General features: G+C 69.4%; 11 protein-coding genes. 3 read left to right on the plus strand and 8 right to left on the minus strand.

What is annotated here, in order from left to right:
• Positions 1-96 precede the first annotated feature (96 nt).
• Positions 97-1269 carry an amidase gene (locus AC6CCG_RS28310; RefSeq protein WP_496658111.1) on the plus strand — a complete coding sequence of 391 codons (1173 nt, stop codon included), beginning with the start codon at positions 97-99 and terminating at the stop codon, positions 1267-1269.
• On the opposite strand, the gene phnE is transcribed toward AC6CCG_RS28310, so the two are convergent.
• From phnE to AC6CCG_RS28335, 5 genes are all read right to left on the minus strand, one after another.
• Entirely contained in the window at positions 1262-3016 is a 1755-nt protein-coding gene (gene phnE / locus AC6CCG_RS28315) for a phosphonate ABC transporter, permease protein PhnE (RefSeq protein WP_496658112.1), read from the minus strand. The two genes, AC6CCG_RS28310 and phnE, sit on opposite strands and share 8 nt — an antisense overlap.
• A gap of 6 nt (positions 3017-3022) precedes the next feature.
• Positions 3023-3844, minus strand: a complete 822-nt coding sequence (gene phnC / locus AC6CCG_RS28320; RefSeq protein ID WP_496658113.1) for a phosphonate ABC transporter ATP-binding protein — start codon at positions 3842-3844, stop codon at positions 3023-3025.
• A gap of 2 nt (positions 3845-3846) precedes the next feature.
• The gene (locus AC6CCG_RS28325; protein WP_496658114.1) at positions 3847-4836 is read right to left on the minus strand and encodes a phosphate/phosphite/phosphonate ABC transporter substrate-binding protein; all 990 of its coding nucleotides are present in this window, start codon (positions 4834-4836) and stop codon (positions 3847-3849) included.
• A 144-nt stretch (positions 4837-4980) separates the two neighbouring features.
• Positions 4981-5688 carry a GntR family transcriptional regulator gene (locus tag AC6CCG_RS28330; RefSeq protein ID WP_496658115.1) on the minus strand — a complete coding sequence of 236 codons (708 nt, stop codon included), beginning with the start codon at positions 5686-5688 and terminating at the stop codon, positions 4981-4983.
• Between the two features lie 83 nt (positions 5689-5771).
• Entirely contained in the window at positions 5772-6347 is a 576-nt protein-coding gene (locus tag AC6CCG_RS28335) for a TetR/AcrR family transcriptional regulator (RefSeq protein ID WP_496658116.1), read from the minus strand.
• A 131-nt stretch (positions 6348-6478) separates the two neighbouring features.
• Between AC6CCG_RS28335 and AC6CCG_RS28340 the strand changes: the two genes are divergently transcribed.
• Entirely contained in the window at positions 6479-6907 is a 429-nt protein-coding gene (locus tag AC6CCG_RS28340; RefSeq protein ID WP_496658117.1) for a nuclear transport factor 2 family protein, read from the plus strand.
• 222 nt (positions 6908-7129) lie between these two features.
• Positions 7130-8650: a sodium:solute symporter family protein gene (locus AC6CCG_RS28345; RefSeq protein WP_496658118.1), complete on the plus strand. Its 1521-nt coding sequence runs from the start codon at positions 7130-7132 to the stop codon at positions 8648-8650.
• 52 nt (positions 8651-8702) lie between these two features.
• On the opposite strand, the gene AC6CCG_RS28350 is transcribed toward AC6CCG_RS28345, so the two are convergent.
• The 3 genes from AC6CCG_RS28350 to AC6CCG_RS28360 all read right to left on the minus strand — a co-directional run bounded on the left by AC6CCG_RS28350 (position 8703) and on the right by AC6CCG_RS28360 (position 18417).
• Positions 8703-12851, minus strand: coding sequence for a heparinase II/III domain-containing protein (locus tag AC6CCG_RS28350; protein WP_496658119.1), 4149 nt, complete (start codon positions 12849-12851; stop codon positions 8703-8705).
• Positions 12852-12912: 61 nt separating this feature from the next.
• A complete protein-coding gene (locus AC6CCG_RS28355; RefSeq protein WP_496658120.1) occupies positions 12913-15204 on the minus strand; it encodes a hypothetical protein in 2292 nt (763 codons plus the stop codon).
• A gap of 15 nt (positions 15205-15219) precedes the next feature.
• A complete protein-coding gene (locus tag AC6CCG_RS28360) occupies positions 15220-18417 on the minus strand; it encodes a heparinase II/III domain-containing protein (RefSeq protein ID WP_496658121.1) in 3198 nt (1065 codons plus the stop codon).
• Between the last annotated feature and the right edge of the window lie 33 nt (positions 18418-18450).

The following is an 18450-nucleotide window of genomic DNA, read 5'->3' on the forward strand; positions in this document are numbered from 1 at the left end:
GAAGGTCGACAACGCCGCACTCTCCTGGAGCGATGACCGGGGCGAGCCGGGTCGAGTGTGGTGCCAGGGGTCGGAGGGTACGCCACGGTTAGTCTCGTGACGGTGGACATCGAGGAGCGGGTCGAGGCCGCGTTGTCGGCCATGGCCCGGCTCGATGCCGATCTTCATTTCGTCGTCGAGCCTTGGCCGGAGACGGCTCGTGCCCTGATCCGCAAGGTCGCCGCTCAACCGGCCGCCGAGCGCGGGACCCTGGCCGGGGTGCCGTTCATGATCAAGGACGGCACCGGGCCGGAGACGCCGATCGTGCAGCGCCTCATCGAGGCCGGGGCCGTACCGATCGGCACCACGACCCGCCCCGATCCCCGGGTCAGTTCACAGACCTGGGGCTGGAACGGTCGTGATCACACGCGCAATCCCTGGTCGCTGGATCGCACGTCGGGCGGCTCCTCGGCCGGTGCGGCAGTGGCGGTCGCGGCCGGGGTGGTCCCGTTCGCGACCGGCGGCGACAGCGCCGGCTCGCTGCGGATCCCGGCCGCGTTCTGCGGCGTCGTCGGGTTCAAGCCGACGGCGGGCCGGATCCCGCGGACCGGCGGCCGGGGCCTGGCCCAGCTGACCTGCGCCGGCGTCATCGGCGCCACGCTCGACGACGTCGTCGCCGCTGTCCGGACAGCGAGCGGCAGCCATCCATTGGACCCGACCGCGCTGCCGCCCTGGCAGCCGGCCGACCCGACGGCCGAAGGTCCGCCGCGCGTGGCGTTCTCCGCCGATCTCGGGTTCGCCGCCCCGGGTCCCGTCCTCGCCGCGTCGGTACGAGATCGCGTCGCGGCCCTGGCCGACGCAGGTGAGGTGGCCTTGGTCGACCGACCGGTGCACCTGGAGGACCCGCGCGACGCCTGGCACACCCTCTACGCCCTGGACCGGGGCGCCGACGTCGATCATGAGGACCTGCGGTCGGCGCTCGCGTACCGCAAGGTCCTGGACAGCGCACTGGCCGGCTTCTTCGCCGAGGCGGATGCCTTGATCACGCCGGCCACCCCGCAGACCGCCTTCCCGTACCGGGACTACCAGGATCATGTCGCCTGCGACCTCTGCTGGGCGTTCAACGTGTCCGGGCATCCGGCGATCACGGTCCCCATCGGGCTGCTCGACGGCCTGCCGGTCGGCGCGCAGGTGATCGCCGCTCCGTATCGGGACGACGTCGCGGTCCGGGTTGCCCGGCGGGTCATGGAGCGGCTACCGCGTACGCCCCACGCGCTCCGGCTCAGCTGACCCGGCGGCGGACCCAGATCGCCAGCGCCTCGATGGTCAGGATCACCACCAGGATCATGATCATGCAGCTGGTCACGACCTGATAGTTGAGCACCCGGTTGGCGTTGGTCATGTAGTAGCCGATGCCGCCCGCGCCGACGACGCCGAGGTTGGTCGCGCCCCGTACGTTCACGTCGAGCTGGTGCATCACGTGGGCGACCACGGACGGCGCCGCCTGGCGCAGCGTGGCGGCACCGAAGACCTGCAGCCCGCCGCCGCCGGTGGACCGGACCGCCTCCTGCACCGCGACATCGGTCTCCTCGATCGAGTCGGCGATGATCTTGCTCAGGAAGCCGACCGCACCGAAGGAGAGGGCCAGTGCACCGGCGACCGGACCGAGACCGGTGATCACGACGATGCAGATCGCGATGATCAGGTCGGGGAACGCGCGGACGCCGACGATGATCACCCGGCAGCAGGTCGCCACGCCGGGCCGAGGCGCGACGTTCCGGGCCGCCAGGACGCCGATCGGGATCGCGGTGACCAGCCCGATCAAGGTCCCGGCCAGGCCCATCTGCACGGTCTCCAGCATGGCGGCGACCAGCTTGTCGCCGATCCCGCCGAGTCCCGGCGGCAGGTAGAGCGAGCTGATCTGCAGCGCCTGCTGCAGGCCGCCGGCGATCTGTTCCGGGGTGATCTGGGCACCGGCCAGCGATGCGCCGATGACGACGGCCGTCAGCAGGTACGACAGCGTGCGGCCGATCCGCTCCGCGTTCCACGGCGGACTGACCCGGCCCGCCGCCCCGCCACCCGGAACCGGTGCAACCGCCTGCGCCGAACCGCTCACCCAGCCGCCCGCTGCCCGGTCGGCCCGGTCCCGGAGCCGCCGCGCCCAGGCCAGCGGTGAGCGCCGGGTCGTGGTCCGGCCGAGCAGTGCCATCCGGATCAGCCCGGACAACAGCTCGGTGACCAGGCAGATCACCAGCAGGATCATCGCCAGCGCCAGTCCGCGCCGGTAGTTCATCGTGTTGAGTGCCCCGGCGAGCTCGAGCCCGATCCCGCCGACCCCGACGAAGCCGAGGATCACGGAGCCGCGGAGATTGATGTCGAACCGGTGCAGCGCGGTCGCGACCAGGGCCGGGCCGAGCCGCGGCAGGATCGCCCCGGTGAGTTGCTGCAGACCGGAGGCGCCGGTGGCCCGGACTGCCTCCCGCGGGCCCGGGTCGAGTTCCTCGATCGCGTCCGCGTACAGCTTGGCGACCATGCCGACCGAGTGCAGCCCGAGCGCCAGGATGCCGGCCAGCGCGCCGAGTCCGAAGATCCGCAGGAAGAACATCGCCAAGATCAACTCGGGCAGCGCCCGGGCCACCACGATGATCACCCGGGCGCCGCCGCGGGTGGCCGAGTTGATCGTGGTGTTCCGGGCGGCGAGCAGCGCGACCGGCACGCTGAGCAGCACCGACAGCACGGTGGCGCAGACCACGATGGCCAGGGTCTGCCCCACCATGGTGAGGATCTCGCCCGGCGGCGGGAAGTCCAGCGGCACCACTCGGCGCAGGAACGCGATCGCGTAGTCGATCCCGTCGATCATGGTGGCCAGGTTGATCTTGAGGTCGACGATCGACCAGATCGCGGCACCGAGCAGGCCGAGCAGCACGACGTTCATGATCACGTGGCCGAGCGGCGTCCGCGGCCGCGGCGGGAACCGGACCGGTTCGCGGCCGCCGGTGCCCGGACCGACGCCGGACCGGGTGTCCAGGACGGTCATCGACCGCTACCCGGCCAGTGCGGGCTGTCCCACCCGGACCGGCCGGGCCGGCACCGTCGCTCTCTCCGGCTGGACGACGACGGAGCCGTAGATCTCCATCGCCTGCTCCCGGGAGAGCCCGGCCGCGGCGCGGTCCAGCACGACCGCTCCGGACCGCAGGCCGACGATCCGGTCGGCGAAGTCGAGGGCCAGCTCGACCTGGTGCAGGCTGCACAGCACGGTCAGGTCGTCCTCGGCACCGATCGCGCGGATCAGCTCCATCACCTGTGCGCTGGACTCCGGATCGAGCGAGGCGACCGGCTCGTCGGCCAGCAGAATCTTCGGCCGCTGCACCAGGGCTCGCGCGATCGCGACCCGCTGCTGCTGCCCGCCGGACAGGGTGTCGGCCCGCTGGAACGCCCGGTCGGCCAGCCCGACCCGGTCCAGTTGTTCCAGCGCCTGCCGGCGGACCGAGCGCGGATACATGGCGAGCCCGAGCCGGGGCCCGAACAGCGAGCCGAGCAGTCCCGTACACACGTTCTCCAGCACCGTGCACGGCCCGACCAGATGGAAGTTCTGGAACACGAAGCCGATCTGCCGCCGCAGTGCGCGCAGCGACCGGCCGCGGGTGTCCGACACCTCCGCGCCGAGCACCCGTACCGTCCCGGTGGTCGGCTGCTGCAGCCCGTTCACCTGCCGGAGCAGCGTGGACTTGCCGGAGCCGGACAGGCCGAGCAGCACCACCACGGTGCCGGCCTCGACCGCGAACGTCACGTCGTCCAGCGCGACGGTGTCGCCGAACCGCTTGCCGACGCCGTCGAACTCGATCACCGTCGTATGGCCGGTCATGATCAACTCACCTGGCAGGAGTCGGACTTGGTGATCGTGCAGACCTCACGGATGCCGTCGTACGTGGAGTCCTCGACCGGCTTGAAGCCCCAGGCGCTGGAGCTCTCCTCGCCCGGCAGCGGGCAGTCGTCGGCGCCGGCGCAGTAGCCGTTGGCGGACAGCCAGTCGACGTTGAGCTTGTTCGTGAAGATGTCGGTGAGCTTCTCCTTCAGCGGAGCCGACAGCGAGTCGCTCATCACGATCGGCGAGGACGGGATCAGGGCCGACTCCCAGACCTCGGTCACCGCTCCGTCGGCGATCTGGCCGCTCTTGGTGAGTTCCTCCGGCATCGAGTCCTGGGAGAACCCGGCCTCACACTGCCGGTTGGCGATCGCGATCACCGACGAGTCGTGGCCGCCCGCGAACACGGGGGTCACGTCCTTCTTCGGATCCAGCCCGGCCTCGAGCAGACCGGCCGAGGGATAGAGATAGCCCGACGTCGAGGTCGGATCGACGAAGCAGACTCGTCTGCCCTTGAAGCCGGCCAGATCCTTGATCGGCGAGCCCTTCGGCACCCAGGCGACCGAGTGGTAGCCGCCGGTCGAGTCCTTGCTGTCGGCGAGGAACCCGAGGGCGGTGATCCCGACGCCGCTGTCCTTCGCGACCACGTACGAGAACGGGCCGTAGGACGCCAGTTGCACCTTGCCCGCCCGCTGCGCCTCGATCACCGCGGCATAGCTGGTCGCCGGCTGGAACTCGACCTTCTTGCCGGTCTCCTTCTCGATCACCTTCATCACGAGCCCGTACTCCTCGTCGATGTTGTTGGAGTTCTCGCTCGGGATGTGACCGAGCATCAACACGTCCGGGTCGGCGCCTTGCTCCGGTCCCGCCACGGCGCTCTCGCCGCAGCCGGCCAGAACGCCCGCGCCGACGAGCAGCGCCGCGGCCAGCACGGCCCGGCCCTTCCTGGTCGCGACCGCGACCTTCCCCCTGCTGAGCGGGCCGACCTTCATGTGGACTCCTCGCGAATCGGATCGTCAACTGCCGTCGTCGATCACTGTCCGCGCCGGGCCTGACGCCCACGTCAGGCCGAGGTGAACAATCGGAAATCCTCGCTGACAATCGCCGCGGGTCTGGCGGACAAGTTCGTGATGGACTCATTCCTCCAACTCGAGGACCATCCGGACGAGGTCCGGCCGGGTCCAGGCGGTGCTGCACATCAGCTGCCGCGCGTCGCCCCGGTTCCGGGTCAGGCTCTCCACGATCCAGGTCGGTCGCGGCCCGTCCAGCCCGAGCCGCTCGCCGACCGCGGTCGGCGGGGTGTCCAGGCCGATCCGGCACCAGGCCCGGACGGGGTCGTAGCCGCGGCCGCGGAGCACCTGGTCCAGCGATTCGATCACTCGCAGCCCGACCTCGATGTGATCGCAGACGTCGAGGCTGATCCATTCCTCCGAATAGCCGGACACCTCGTCGTCGATGTAGCTCATCCGGATCAGCCGTTGCGCCTCGGTTCCCGGAGCCAGGCCGAGCCGTTCGGCGACCTGCTCCGGCACGGCACGGAGTTCTGCACCGACCAGATGGGTGTACGCCTTCGCACCGGCGCCGGCGATCGTCTCGTGCAGCGACGGCCGGCGGCTGCGTGAGATGACGTAGTCGATCCGCCGGTTGACGAACGTCCCCGACCCCTGCACCCGGCGCACCAGATATTGATCATGGAGTTCCTTCAGCGCGGCGCGGACCGTGCTGCGGCTGACTCCGAACCGCTTCATGATCGCGTGCTCCCCGTCCAGCCGATGCCCGGCCGGCAGTTCGCGGATCTCGGCCGCCAGCACCGCGGCGACTTCCCGGGACAGTTTGGCCACCATGGTTCGACGATGGGCCTTCGACCTGCCCTCCGGGCGAGCGGCACCCGACGACGGACTGAACCCGGCCTGAACGGGACCTGAACTCAGCCCGGACGCATCCCGGCGAAGATGATCTTGGTGGTACGGTCCCGCAGCTCGGCGTTCCAGCCGGCCGACAGCGCCGCCTGACAGGTGCCGATCAGCAGCGCCATCACCTCGGGCACCTCGATGTCGCGGCGCACCTGGCCGGCCTCCTTGGCCCGCTCCAGCAGCGGGGCGATCATCGCCTGCAGCGAACCGATCGGCTTGTCGACGCTCAGGTCCACCCCCTCCAGCGCCAGCGCGTCGACGACCGACTTCCGCCCGGCGGCGATGGCGACCAGGTCGCCGAAGAAGGTGAAGAAGGCGTCCGGGTCCTCGGCTTGGTTCAGCTGCTCGGCCAACTCGGCGACCCGTACCCAACGATCCTTGACGATCGCCGAGAGCAGGTCGCGCTTGGTCGGGAAGTGCCGGAACACGGTGCCGACGCCGACCCCGGCGACCCGGGCGATCTCCGCCGTCGACGCGCTCGGGCCGGACCGGTCGAAGACCTCCTCGGCGGCGGCCAGCACCCGCGCGCGGTTGCGGACGGCGTCCGCGCGTTGCCTGGAGACCGGAGGGGTCGGTTCGTTGCTCGGCACAGTGCCTTGAATCTAGCGACTCGCCGACCGCGGCACCCGACTTCTTGCGAACCGGAGCCAGCACTCCGTATTCTGGATGCAAGCGGACTGGCTGCTCCGCTTCACTCGGAGGAAGAGATGAGGACTCGCACATGACCCCCAAGGAGATCTACCTGCGCCAGCTCGAACTGGCCATCGCCGGCGATCGGGACGCCCAGGCGACCTACTACGCGCCGGATGCGGTCGTCCATTTCCCGTTCGCCCCGCCCGGCGTGCCGGACCGGTTCGAGGGCCGGGACGCGATCCGGGCCATGTCCGTCGCACTGGACCGAGCCCGTGGCGAGACCGCACCCGTGCCGGCCGAGTCCGACCTGACCGTGCACGAGACCACCGACCCGGAGTTGATCATCGCCGAACTCAATGCCGTGGTGGTCGACCCTGCGTCAGGGGTACGGCAGCGGATCCGGCAGATCCACGTGGTCCGGGTCCGGGACGAGTTGATCATCGAACACCGCGACTACTTCGCCGGCGCCTCGGCCGACCTGGTCCGACAAGCACTGGCGACCCCGACCGCGCCCTGAACCTGTCGAAGGGCCGGACCACCCCCCGCAACCGCGCCCTGAGCCTGTCGAAGGGCCGAACCACCCCCACAACCGCACCCTGAGCCTGTCGAAGGGCCGAGCCAGATGCAGCCTTGCCCTTCGACACACTCAGGGAGCACCGTGGCCGGCTGACCCCTTCGACAAGCTCAGGATGCGTCGCCACCCCTTGACCTGCAACCGATTGCATGCCACCGTTTCCCGATGCAGGCACTGGACTGGGTGATCGTCGGCGGCTACTTCCTGGTCATGATCGGGATCGGCCTCTGGGCGAAGGCGCGGGTGAAGGACTCGGCCGACTACTTCACCGCGGGCGGCCGGATGCCCTGGTGGCTGTCCGGCATCTCCCACCACATGTCGGGCTACAGCGCGGCGGTGTTCGTCGGCTACGCCGCGATCGCGTACACCGAAGGCTTCGTGCTCTACGTGTGGTGGGCGCTCGGGATCACGGTCGCCATGGTCGTCGGCGCGTTCCTCTTCGCACCGCGCTGGCCCCGGCTCCGGCAGCGACTGAACATCATCTCGCCACTGGAGTACCTCAAGATCAGGTACAACCTGCCGACCCAGCAGCTGCTGGCCTGGAGCGGCACAGCCCTGAAGGTGTTCGATGTCGGAGCGAAGTGGACCGCGATGGGCATCCTGCTCAACGTCTTCGCCGGGGTCCCGCTGGTCTGGGGCATCCTGCTCACCGGCGGGGTGACCCTGGTCTACTCGACGGTCGGCGGACTCTGGGCCGACGCGCTGACCGATACCGGCCAGTTCCTGATCCAGTTCGTGGCCGGGATCGTGCTGTTCGTCGTCGTGCTGACCTCACTGGACGGCGTGGCCACGCTGTGGACGTTGTGGGACCGGCTGCCGGAGGGCCACGGCGACGCGTTCAACGGGCAGTACACGGTGCTGTTCGTCGCGGTCTATCTGTTGATCAACACGCTGTCGTACAACGGCGGCACCTGGAACCTCGCCCAGCGCTTCATCGCGTCACCGACCGGCAGTACCGCCCGCCGGGCCGCACTGCTCTCGGCCGGGCTCTACCTGGTCTGGCCGCTGATCATGTTCTTCCCGATGTGGGCGGCGCCACTGCTGGTGCCGGACCTGGCCGACCCGTCCCAGGCCTACGCGCGGCTCGCCCTGCAGCTGCTGCCGGCCGGCCTGGTCGGGCTGGTGCTGGCCGGACTGTTCTCGCACACGATGGCGATGACGGGATCCGATGCGAACGCGATCTCCTCCGTCGTCACCCGGGACATCCTGCCCGCACTCTGGCGGCGCCCGGGCGGCCTGAGCACGCGGACCGAACTGACCGTCGGCCGGATCGCGGTGTTCAGCTTCATCGCCCTGAGCATGGTGATCGCCCTGACCTCGGGCTCCTTCGGCGGTGTGCTCGGGTTGTTGATCACTTGGTTCGGCGGCCTGGTCGGGCCGATCGCGATCCCGATGCTGCTCGGCCTGCTGCCGGCCTTCAAACGGTGCGGCCCGTCCGCGGCGATCATCTCCTGGGCCGCCGGCCTGGCCGTCTTCGTGATCACCAAGTTCGTCCTGCCGAAGCAGATCGCCGCGCTCGCGCCGGACCAGGCCACGGCGATCACCGTCGGCGGCCCGGTGCTGGTCGCACTGGTGATCTTCATCGCAATCGGCCTGGTCCGGCCCTGGCGGAACACCGAGTCGGACCGGCTGGTCGACTCGCTGGGTACGGACTCCACGTCCGACGCCGAAACCGGCCGCGCGTGACCGGGAGGTCGGCGGCGCCGTACCTGGCCGGGTCCGTGTCGCGGCACGGTCACTACGCCGAGTAGGACGCCTGGTTCTCGATCCGGAACGTGGTGTCGCCGGTCCAGCGGGTGAACGGCAGGAACTGCAGTTCGGTGCTGCCGTCGTCGTTGAACCGGAAGCCCGGGTCGATGCCGTCGATCTCCAGCTCCTGCCCGGCGACCGCCTTGATCGGGTACCCGTGCGTCTTGCCGTCCGGATGGGTCACCACGAGGGTCCTGCCGATCATGGTCTCCGGTACGGCGACGTCGGTCACGAACCCGTTCTTGGCATCGCCGTCGGGCCGCCGCAGCACGCCGGTGATCTTGCCCGTGACGGGCCCGTCCGCGGTCACCTCGGCCGCTCCGTGGCTGAGCCCGGTGCCGCCGATCACGATCAACCTGGTGACGGTGCCGCCGACGATCCGGACCAGGCCGAGCTTGCCGGTCAGGGTGGCGCCGCCGGCCGTCATCGCCGACTCCGGATCGGCCGAGCTGAGCACCAGGTCGGTCACGTCGCCGTAGCTGATCTTGACCGCGATCGAACCGTCCGCGGCCTGGTCCGGGACGATCCGCTCGATCCGTTCCACCCGGGTCTGCTTGCCCGGGCCGTGCGGTTCGATCATGGTCACGAACTGGCTGCGCAGGTCGCTGCCGTCCTTGCGCAGCACCGCGGTCGGCAGCCAGTACTTGACCGCCTCGTTGTTGGTGTCCTTGCTGGTGCCGGCGGTCCGGGTGGCCCGTAGCGACGGCGATTCGCCGAGGAACAACTCGGCGGTGCCGTCGCCGGCCAGGCCCAGGATCCTTGCCCCGGCGAGGTTCTTGCCCGCCGCGTCGACGGTGTTCAGCCGCAGCCCGTACGCGCCGTCGGCCACCTCGCCGCGCTTGACCTTCCGGACGTAGATGTAGCCGTAGTAGTGGCCCTCCGCGTCGCCCTGGTCGTTCTCCGTCGTCGGCTCCCTGACCTGTACGCCCTCCGGCAGCAGGTACGGCCCGTAGTCGGCGAGCTCGGCGTCGGCGACGAAGGTCGCGTCCCGGTTGGCGTCGCCGTGCAGCGCGTACTCGTGCCGCTCGCCGCCGGTGACCCGGAACAGATCGAGTAGGTAGCCTTCGTTGTTGTCGGCGCCGTCGAAGCCGATCTGCCACACCTCGCGGACATACTCCGACGTCTCCGGGTACGCATCCGGCTCGGCGGCCCGCATCACCTGCACCACCTCGTCGGTGTGCTCGAGGATCTCGACGTTGCCGCCGTGCTGGGCCTGGCCGGACGTGATCATGTTCTTGCTGTTCACGACCACGGTGTTGTGGGCCAACGTCGACAGCGTCCACTGCCGATAGAACGTATGCGTGTAACCGATGTCGGGCAGCAGTTCCTGGCCCTCGGCGAACACGGCGAGGCTGAGCGGGTCGTAGTGGTGGTGCCCGTACTTCGGCGAGTACACCAGGTAGGCCTGGGCCGGGTTGCCGGTCGGCTCGCCGGCCGCGTCACGTTCCGCCTGGGCCGCTTCGTCCAGCAGCGCGAACTGGACGAGGCCCAGCTTGAAGTTGGTCGACGCGTCGTTCTTGCCGACTCCGAGGAACGTGATCACGTGCGCGCCCGCGGCCAACTGCACTGAGCCGACGGTCGCGAACTTCGCCACTCCGCCGGAGCCGTAGAAGTCGACCTCGCCCACCACGGTCTCGTCGATCGACACCCGATAGCGGCCGTAGCTGCCGGCCCGGAACGGCTGCAGATCAAGATCGAAAGTGCCGGCGGCCGGCGCCTCGAAGGCGAGCCTGATCGACTGGCCGACCGTCGTCGCCTCCAGCTGGATCGTGCCGCTGTCGGGATACTCCGTGTGCGGTACGGACTGGGCAGTGATCTCGAGCTGGGGGAAGCCGAAGATCACGCCGAAGTAGTCGGACGGGTCGACGGTCCGGCCGCGGGCCAGCCGGGCCACACCGCCGGCCGGCATCAGGAACGCGCCGAGGTCGTGCTGCGGCCGGCCGCTGGTCGCGTTCGCCCAGGTGTCGTTCATCGGGAAGTGCTTGCCGTCCGGGTAGCAGAGTCGGTTGGCCACCTCGATGGCGTTGGCCAGCACCGGCACCTCCGCCCCGAGATCGAGATCGGCGAACCGCTCGCCGGACCGCGGCGACGCATAGCCTTCCGGGTCGGTCCAGCCGGCCAGTTGGTCGATCACCTGGACCAGGCCGTTGGTGGCCTGGTTGTGGTACGAGAGCGTGTTCTCCTTGTAGTAGCCGTCGAAGAGGTAGGTGATCCGGCCGTACTCCCGGGCCCACTCGACGGTCTCGTGGATGTAGCTCGGATCGGCGAACGCCTTGCCCATCGCGATCAGGCCGACCGCGTTGGTGTAGTCCATGTTGTGGTACAAGATCACGTAACTGCGGTAGAACTCCACCGACGGCAGCAGCATCTCGTTCTTGATCTTGGCCGCGACGTCCTCGCCGACCTCGTCGCTGAGCACGTCGAAGGCGTTGGTGTCGGCGACGATCGCGTACGCGTAGGGCAGGTTGCGGAACGTGTTCAGCTCGCTGGCCGACCAGCGGCTCCAGGTGCCGCCCCAGTAGTAGTTGACCGGCAGCGAAGCCGGCTCGGTCGGCCGGGTGAACCACGGGTACTCGTTCGTCGGCACCCAACCCGGGTAGACCTCGGCGAAGCGGTGCATCACCCGGGCGGCGCCGAGCGGGTCCGCCTTGGCCAGGTCCTGCAGCCGGTTGAGCACGTACTCGCGGCGGCGGAACCACAGGTGCGCGGTGAGGAAGAACCGCCGCCCGGTGCCCGGATCCTCGTAGTAGCGGTATTCCTGCTGCTGGCCGAGCCGGTTGGTGACCGTGATCGACTTGTCCTCCGGATAGTCCGGATGGTTCGGGTAGCGCTCGTCGGTGTAGTTCGACTGCAGCACGTCCGGATCGGCCGGATCGAAGGTGTAGAGGTTGTTCGGGTGCAGCTGCGGCTGGTCCGGGATCCCGACGAAGATGAACCCGTTGCGGTCCGAGATCCAGCTGATCAACCGGTCCACCTCGGCCGAGGCGGGCGCCGGCTTGACCGTGGTCGGCTTGCCGCTGCGGCCGGGCAGCGTGATCGACGAGTCGCCGGCCCGGATCAGCGCCAACCGATCGAACGTCAGCACCGCCAGGCCGTCCGGCTGCCGTCGGTCGCCTCGCTCGATGATGATCTTGAGCTGGTACTGGCCCTTGCGGACCGGTCCCGGGTGGCCGAACCGGATGGTCAACTGCCGACTGCCCCGCTCGGGCCGCGGGTCGGCGACCGGCGCCCAACCGGCGCCGGGCGAGCGCCATTCCAGCCGAACCTGATCCTTCGGCCCGATGCCGTCCTGGTCGAACGCGATCACCTTCTCGGTGAAGCTCGCGTACGTCAGCCTGCCGTTCTTGATCGGGTACGGCTCCGGCGGCGCCGGCCGGTCGGCCGCGGGCGGCGTGCCGAGGAACACGCTGCCGAGTCGGTCATGCTGAGCCACCTCGGCCCGCACCGCGGCGGAACCCCCGCCCTGGTAGGAATTGGTGGCCGTCCGGAGCGGCGTCCAGGAACTCAACGGCCGGGTCATCATGGCGTGCTGCAAGATCACGTTGATCCGCCACTCGGCACCCGCGTCGGCCCGGGCCCCGCCGAGCGCACTGAACGGCACCGCAATCTCCGCGGTGATCCCTCCCTCGACCGACCTGGTCGCGAGGTCCGCGCCGCTGACGTCGGTCAGCCCTGGACCCCAGTCGTTGCGGTACTCGACATCGGGCTCGTGCACAGTCACCGGAAGCCGGAAACCCGCCGAGCCCGTGTTGATCAGGATCTCGATCCCGGCCAGCGACGCGGCCCCGCCGGGATCCGTGTAGCGCACCGCGAGGTAGAGCGCCCGGTCGTCGTAGGCGATCTTGACCGACGCCTCGCCGTCGATCGCCTCAAGGTAGTACGGCGTGACGAAGCCCGTGATTGTGGCCGCGTCGGACCAGATCGGATCGTCCAGCCGCCCGTCGATCGCCGGCGCCGCCTTGCTGCGGGTCGCGACCGTCCACCGGTCGGTGGCGAACGCGACCGCGCCCTTGGGCAGGTCGGCGCCGCCGAGGCCCGGATCGACGGGCTCGTCGGCCCAGGCCCGCTCGGTCGCCCCGACCAGTCCCGGAACCAGGGACGCGGCCAGTGCGGTGATGAGAAACCGTCGTCGTTCCATGTCGCTCCCCTATCGGTCCTGCGGGTCCGGGATCATCGCACCGGAAGGCATCGCCTGATGATCATGACCGCGCCGCGGCGGCGGCCAACGCGTCGGCTTCGGCCTCGGTGATCACGCCCGAGCTGGTCAGTTGCTCGGCCACGTCGGCCACGTGGGCCACGAACCGGCCGTGGGTCGGCCAGTCGCGGTCGTCCAAGATCAGGTCGTTCACCGTGCAGCCGTCGTCCGTGTAGCGGTTGCCGACCCCGCTGTCCACCGTGCCGGTGAACACCGTCGGACGAAGATCCGAACCCGGGCAGGCGTCCGCCGGCGGGCGGTAGCGGAGCAACCGGTTGATGTTGGACCCCGAGCCGGAATGCAGCAGATAGAGATCACCGCGGGGATCGACGGTCAGCCGCCGGGTCCCGCCCTGCCTGATGATCGTCGCCTTCTTGGACAGCGGGTCGATCCGGAACAGCCGGGCTGCCGAGTGTCCGTAGACGTACTCGCCGCCGACGATCACCAGGTCGCCGTCGGTCTCGCCGGCGTTGCCGTCGAAGATCTCGGTCGTCGACAGCACCTCGTGCGTCTTCGGGTCCAGCACGAACAGGGTTCCGTCGGCCAGTCCCCACAGGTTGCCGTCGGGACCGACCAGCAGCGCGTTGATGCTGTAGGCGCCCGGCACCGGAGCGAACTCGCCCGTCTTCTCGCCGGTGACCGGATCCGCCGTGAACAGCTTGGCCTCGGTCGCGATCGGATCGGTTCCGCCGCCACCCGCGATGCTGGTGCCGCCGTAGACAACGCCGTCCAGCAAGGCGATCGAGGACACCGTCTGGTTCTGGACGATGTGCCGGTGCACCGTGTAGTCGCCCGAGCCGAGATCGACGACGGTCAGTGCACCGCCGTGCTCGCCGTAGTCCGGCGTCGTGCCGGCGTAGAGCCTGCCGTCCGCCGCTGCCATGGCCGTCGGCCGGTTCTGCAGATGATCTTCGGCGAGGTTGACCAGGACCCGTGGGTTTCCGTTCCCCCAGGGCCGTGCCGGGTCGTACTCGCGCAGGCTCCCGGTCGGATAGGTGCCGATGTAGAGCTTCCCCTCGTACCAGGTCCAGCCCTCCACCTGGCCGAGCCGCGGGAACTGCTCCGACGTCTCGGTCGCGGGGTCGTAGACGCCAAGATCACCGTTGATGTACGCACTCGTGTAGACCTTGCCGTCGCCGTCGGCCCCGGCGTGAACCTGGGACAGGTCGACCGGCACCGGCTGGAACGGCAGCGAGTACTTCTCCAGCGTCTCAGCCTGCGGATCGAGGGTGAAGGCGCGGCCGCCGTAGTTGCCGGCGAGGCCGTACAGGACCTGCTGGGACGGGGCCTGGGACGACGGGAGCCAGGCGAACCCGATCCCGGCGCCGTCGACCGCGGCGGGAGCGCCGTCGATCATGACCGGCCTGGTGGTGCTGGTCTCGAGGTCGTAGACCCAGACGCTGCCGGCGGCCGCCGTGTAGTAGACCGACCGCCCGTCCGGAGCCAGTGGGGCCGTTCCCCGCGAGGCGATCGGCACCCGGTCGGCGGTCTGCCCGGTCGAGGCGTCGGTGATCGGGACGAGGTCGCGCGTGACCGGATCGAGGACGGCGAGCTTGACGTCGGTCCCGTTGTGGACCTTGATCAACAGCCGGCCGCCGGCGTAGTCGAGGTCGTAGACGAACGCATAGCCGGCCAGGCTGTCCGGCAGTACGTCGGTCCGTTCGCCCGTCGCCAGGTCGATCCGGACCAGGCCGGCCCGCGCCCCGATGCCGGCGAACAGGTAGCCGTGATCAGGATCGTAGGCGACCGACCGGACGTAGTTCTGCTCCGGATCCATCCGGCCGAAGTCGGTGACACCCTTCGTCGGCGAGAAGCTGAACAGGTGCGCGTTCGGGTAGGTGCCGCCGTAGACGGTGCCGTCCGGCCCCGGCACCAGGTGGTAGAGCAGACCCTCGCCGGGGACCGGCTGGCCGAGGTCCGTCAGCCGGTCCGCCTCCGGCTCGTACCGGTAGAGCCGACCGTTGTTGTAGCTGCCGATGTAGACGCTGCCGTCGGTCGCCGTCGTCGCACCCCAGCCGCCCGAGGCACCGGGGAGCGCGATCGTCTTGATCAACTCCCGGGTCCGGACGTCGATCAGGTTCAGCTTGGTGTTGTCCCCGGCGACCACGGCATAGACGCAGTCCGAGCCGCCGGGACACTTCGCGTACGTGCCCTCCATCACGGTCAGCGACGTCACCGTCGGACCGAGATCCGTGAACGTCCCGGTCGGTGGCTCGGCCGTCGCCGGAGCGACACCGAGTGTCGTGATCAACAGCATCGTTCCGGCCAGCGCCGCGACCAGGCCCCGAAACCGCATCGGTCTCTCCTCGGTTCAGTCGGACCAGGTCCGGAGCTGCGGGATCCGTGCCTTGCGGCCCTGCGCCACGTCGTAACGGAAGCCGGCGTCCGGGTCGGTGTCCTTGACGTAGCCGCGGATGAACGTCGTGTCGGTGGTGATCTTGAGCGTGCTGCCCGAGGCCTCGGCGGCCGTGATCGCGTAGACCGCGTTCCGTTCACCGTCGTCCTCGGCGTAGACGTACCGGCCGATCAGGTCCTCCGCCTTGAGGTCGTAGTCCTCCCACGGCCGGTCCAGCGTGATGGTCAGCACGTTCTCGTTGACCAGGTCCCGAGTGAAGTCGGCCACCACGCCGGTCACCGGAGCGGCCGTGATCTCCAACTCCCGGGCGCCGCGCCCGTTGATCTTCGCCGCCGACACGTCGGAACCGGACGCCCAGATCACCTTGTCACCCTCGAACCGGACCACCGCGAGCCGGCCGGTCACCTCCAGCCGGCCGTCGACGACCAGGGCGACCTCCGGCCGGGCGTTGTGCACCACGTAGTCCACCCGGCCGTCGGCGAGCGTGATCTTGACCGCCGCCGCGTCGTCCGGCTCCAGCGTGCCCCGGGCCACGACCCGGACCGGTTCGATCTTGCCGAGCTTGCGCTGACCGACGTACGGCTCGAGGACGGACAGGAACTGGGTGGTCAGCGCCGCCGTCCCGCGCCGCCGGGCCAGCAGGTAGCGCAGCGACTCCGGGTTGCCCGGCTTGTTCTGCGGCGGGATCCCGTCGGCGAACGCGACCTCGTCGACCTTGGTCAGCATGGTCAGCCGGAGATGGCTGTCCGGGTCCTGCTCGTGCACGTTCCAGGTGTCCGGCACCTTCCAGTCCACCGAGAACGCGCCAGCCACGTCGGTGTCGCGCTCGACGTTGACCAGGTAGTCGAACCCGTTCGCGTCCGGCCTGGGATTGGCCAGCGGATCCGGCGCCGGCACGTCCGGACCGGCATAGTTGCCGCGCTCCTGGGCCACCAACTGGAGCCCGCTCGTGGTGACCGCCGGGGCCACCGCGTGGAACGAGTACAGATGATCACTGCCGCCGCGGACCCGGAACACGTCGACCAGGTAGGAATCGGCCTCGTCGACGTCGACCATGATCACGCTGCGCCGGTACCGCGACGTCTGCGGGTACGGCTTCGGTGCCTCGACATCGACGTACCGGACGCCGGGCTCCCCCTCCGTGTCGCCGAAGTCGATCGGCCGGCCGACCAGCTGGGTCGCCTGCGGTTTCGCGTCCACCACGACCGTGTTGCCGGCCACTGTGGTCGACTCCCATTCCCGGCGCAGCGCCTTGCCGTCGGCGTAGGACGGGTAGCCGAGCGGCGAGGCGAGGTCGAGCCCGAACCCGTACAGGTCGATCGCGAGGGTGTTGCGATGGCCGTGCCCGAACGAGATGCCGTGATAGAGCCAGGCGCCCCGCTGATCATCGCCGGAGCCTGTGCGCAGGGCCGCGAACCCGTGGCCGGTCTGATGATCACTGGGCAGGCCGAGCTCACCGTGTTCGGCGATGATCGCCCGGATCCGGTCCTGCAGATCACCGGCCTCGGTGAAGATGTCGGTGTAGAGATTGTCCGCCGAGTTGCCGTTCTGCTGGTATGCCAACTGCGCGTCCACCTTGCGGCCGTACGTGACGAAGGCCGCCGCGTACTCGGTCGCGCTGCCCAGCGCGGCCGGCTGGCCGGTGGTCCCGCTGTCGCCGTAGGTCGGCGTGTACTTGCCGATCATGGTCAGCGTGCCGCGGGTGGTCACCATCGCCTCGTACTTGGGGTTGGCGTAGATGTCCGCGGCCGGATAGGTGTCGTACCCGTTCAGGATGTCCGCGATCGTCTTGATGTGGCCGATGCCGAGCCGGTTGTAGCCCGGCGCGCCCTCGTTCAGCCAGCCGTCCCGGTCCAGCACGTTGATCAACTGCGGGCCGACGTTGCCGCCGGTGCACCGGTACGGGTTGGTCAGGATGCCGCCGGCGGCGAACACGAAGTCCAGCCACTCCTTGGCGGCCGTCGGCTCGTCGAGCACCACCGCCGCGAGCGACAGCGTGCTCTGGTGCATGCCGAAGTTGCCGAAGATCTGGGTCGTCTTCACGGCCGGGTAGATCTGCCGCAGGATGCCGTTCTCCAGGTTCAACCGGAGGTCGGCCGTGGTGGCCTTCGGATTCAGCCCGTACTGCTGCGACTTCGCCTGCAGGAAGTCGATCACGCCGGCCTGGTCCTCGTCGGCGATGGCCGGATAGAAGGCGTCGTAGCACTGGACCAGGCCGCGGGCCAGGCCGGTCTCCCAGATGCCGCCGATCACCTTCCCGGTGCCGCGCAGACCGTCGGAGTGGAAGTAGCCGTCGGCCCGCTTGTACGGCGCCGTGTCCATCGACGGATAGACGTCGGCACACCGGTCGAGCAAGATCAATCCGGCGTGGGCGTACTTCAGGTCACCCGTGTAGAGGTAGGTGTCGCGGAGTGCGTACAGGCCCTGGTAGAGCATCGAGTAGTCGATCTGGGCGCCGTACCAACAGAACCAGTGGTTGTAGTAGGCCACGAAGGTCCACTTGTTGCCGTCGTCGTCGATCCAGCCGAAGCCGTCGTCGACACCCCAGTCCGACCCGCGATCCGGGTACAGCTCATTGACCAGGAACTGCGGATCGGCGAGCTCCCGATTGAAGTTCCCATGATCATCCAGGCCGCTGGCGTAGTACGCGGCGAAGTCGTTGGTCGGGAACACGTAGTCCGACGACGGGTCGACGATCTTCCACGGGCGCTCGATCGGGTCGGCCCGCCACGGGTAGGCGCCGAAGTCGTAGATGTCCCGGCCGGTGATCGGCGACCCGAGGTCCTGGTTCACCGCGTAGCTGCGCGGCACGCCCTGGGTCGAGACCGTGTTCCAGAGTTGATCATCGGTCAGGGCGACCATCCGGTCGGCGAGCGGCCTGATCTTGGCGGCAAGATCACTCGCCCAGGGATAGGCCGCGATGTTCGCCCGGGCCGCGGCGATCTTCTCCGGCGTGTAGTAGGTGGCCCGGGTCTTCACCGGTGCGTCGGCCAGCACCGGCTCGGCGGCAGCCGGCAGCGCGCCGACTCCACCGGCGGCGGCTCCGACGCCGACCAGGCCGGCCAGTCCGGCGGCCTGCAGGAATTGCCGACGGGTCCGCGGCGGCAGGCCGGCAGGGGTCCCGAAGGGCGTGTGAAGTGAGTGATCAGCCATGCCTGTCTCCTCCGTCGGGCGGCGATCTATGGG

It is taken from the genome of Microlunatus sp. YIM B11417, from assembly GCF_059617205.1.

Coding starts and splice junctions, on each gene's coding strand:
- AC6CCG_RS28330 (WP_496658115.1), bottom strand. CDS start 5,688: ATGGTGGCCAAACTGTCCCGGGAAGTCGCCGCGGTGCTGGCGGCCGAG.
- AC6CCG_RS28350 (WP_496658119.1), bottom strand. CDS start 12,851: ATGGAACGACGACGGTTTCTCATCACCGCACTGGCCGCGTCCCTGGTT.
- phnC (WP_496658113.1), bottom strand. CDS start 3,844: ATGACCGGCCATACGACGGTGATCGAGTTCGACGGCGTCGGCAAGCGG.
- AC6CCG_RS28340 (WP_496658117.1), top strand. CDS start 6,479: ATGACCCCCAAGGAGATCTACCTGCGCCAGCTCGAACTGGCCATCGCC.
- AC6CCG_RS28355 (WP_496658120.1), bottom strand. CDS start 15,204: ATGCGGTTTCGGGGCCTGGTCGCGGCGCTGGCCGGAACGATGCTGTTG.
- AC6CCG_RS28325 (WP_496658114.1), bottom strand. CDS start 4,836: ATGAAGGTCGGCCCGCTCAGCAGGGGGAAGGTCGCGGTCGCGACCAGG.
- phnE (WP_496658112.1), bottom strand. CDS start 3,016: ATGACCGTCCTGGACACCCGGTCCGGCGTCGGTCCGGGCACCGGCGGC.
- AC6CCG_RS28360 (WP_496658121.1), bottom strand. CDS start 18,417: ATGGCTGATCACTCACTTCACACGCCCTTCGGGACCCCTGCCGGCCTG.
- AC6CCG_RS28345 (WP_496658118.1), top strand. CDS start 7,130: ATGCAGGCACTGGACTGGGTGATCGTCGGCGGCTACTTCCTGGTCATG.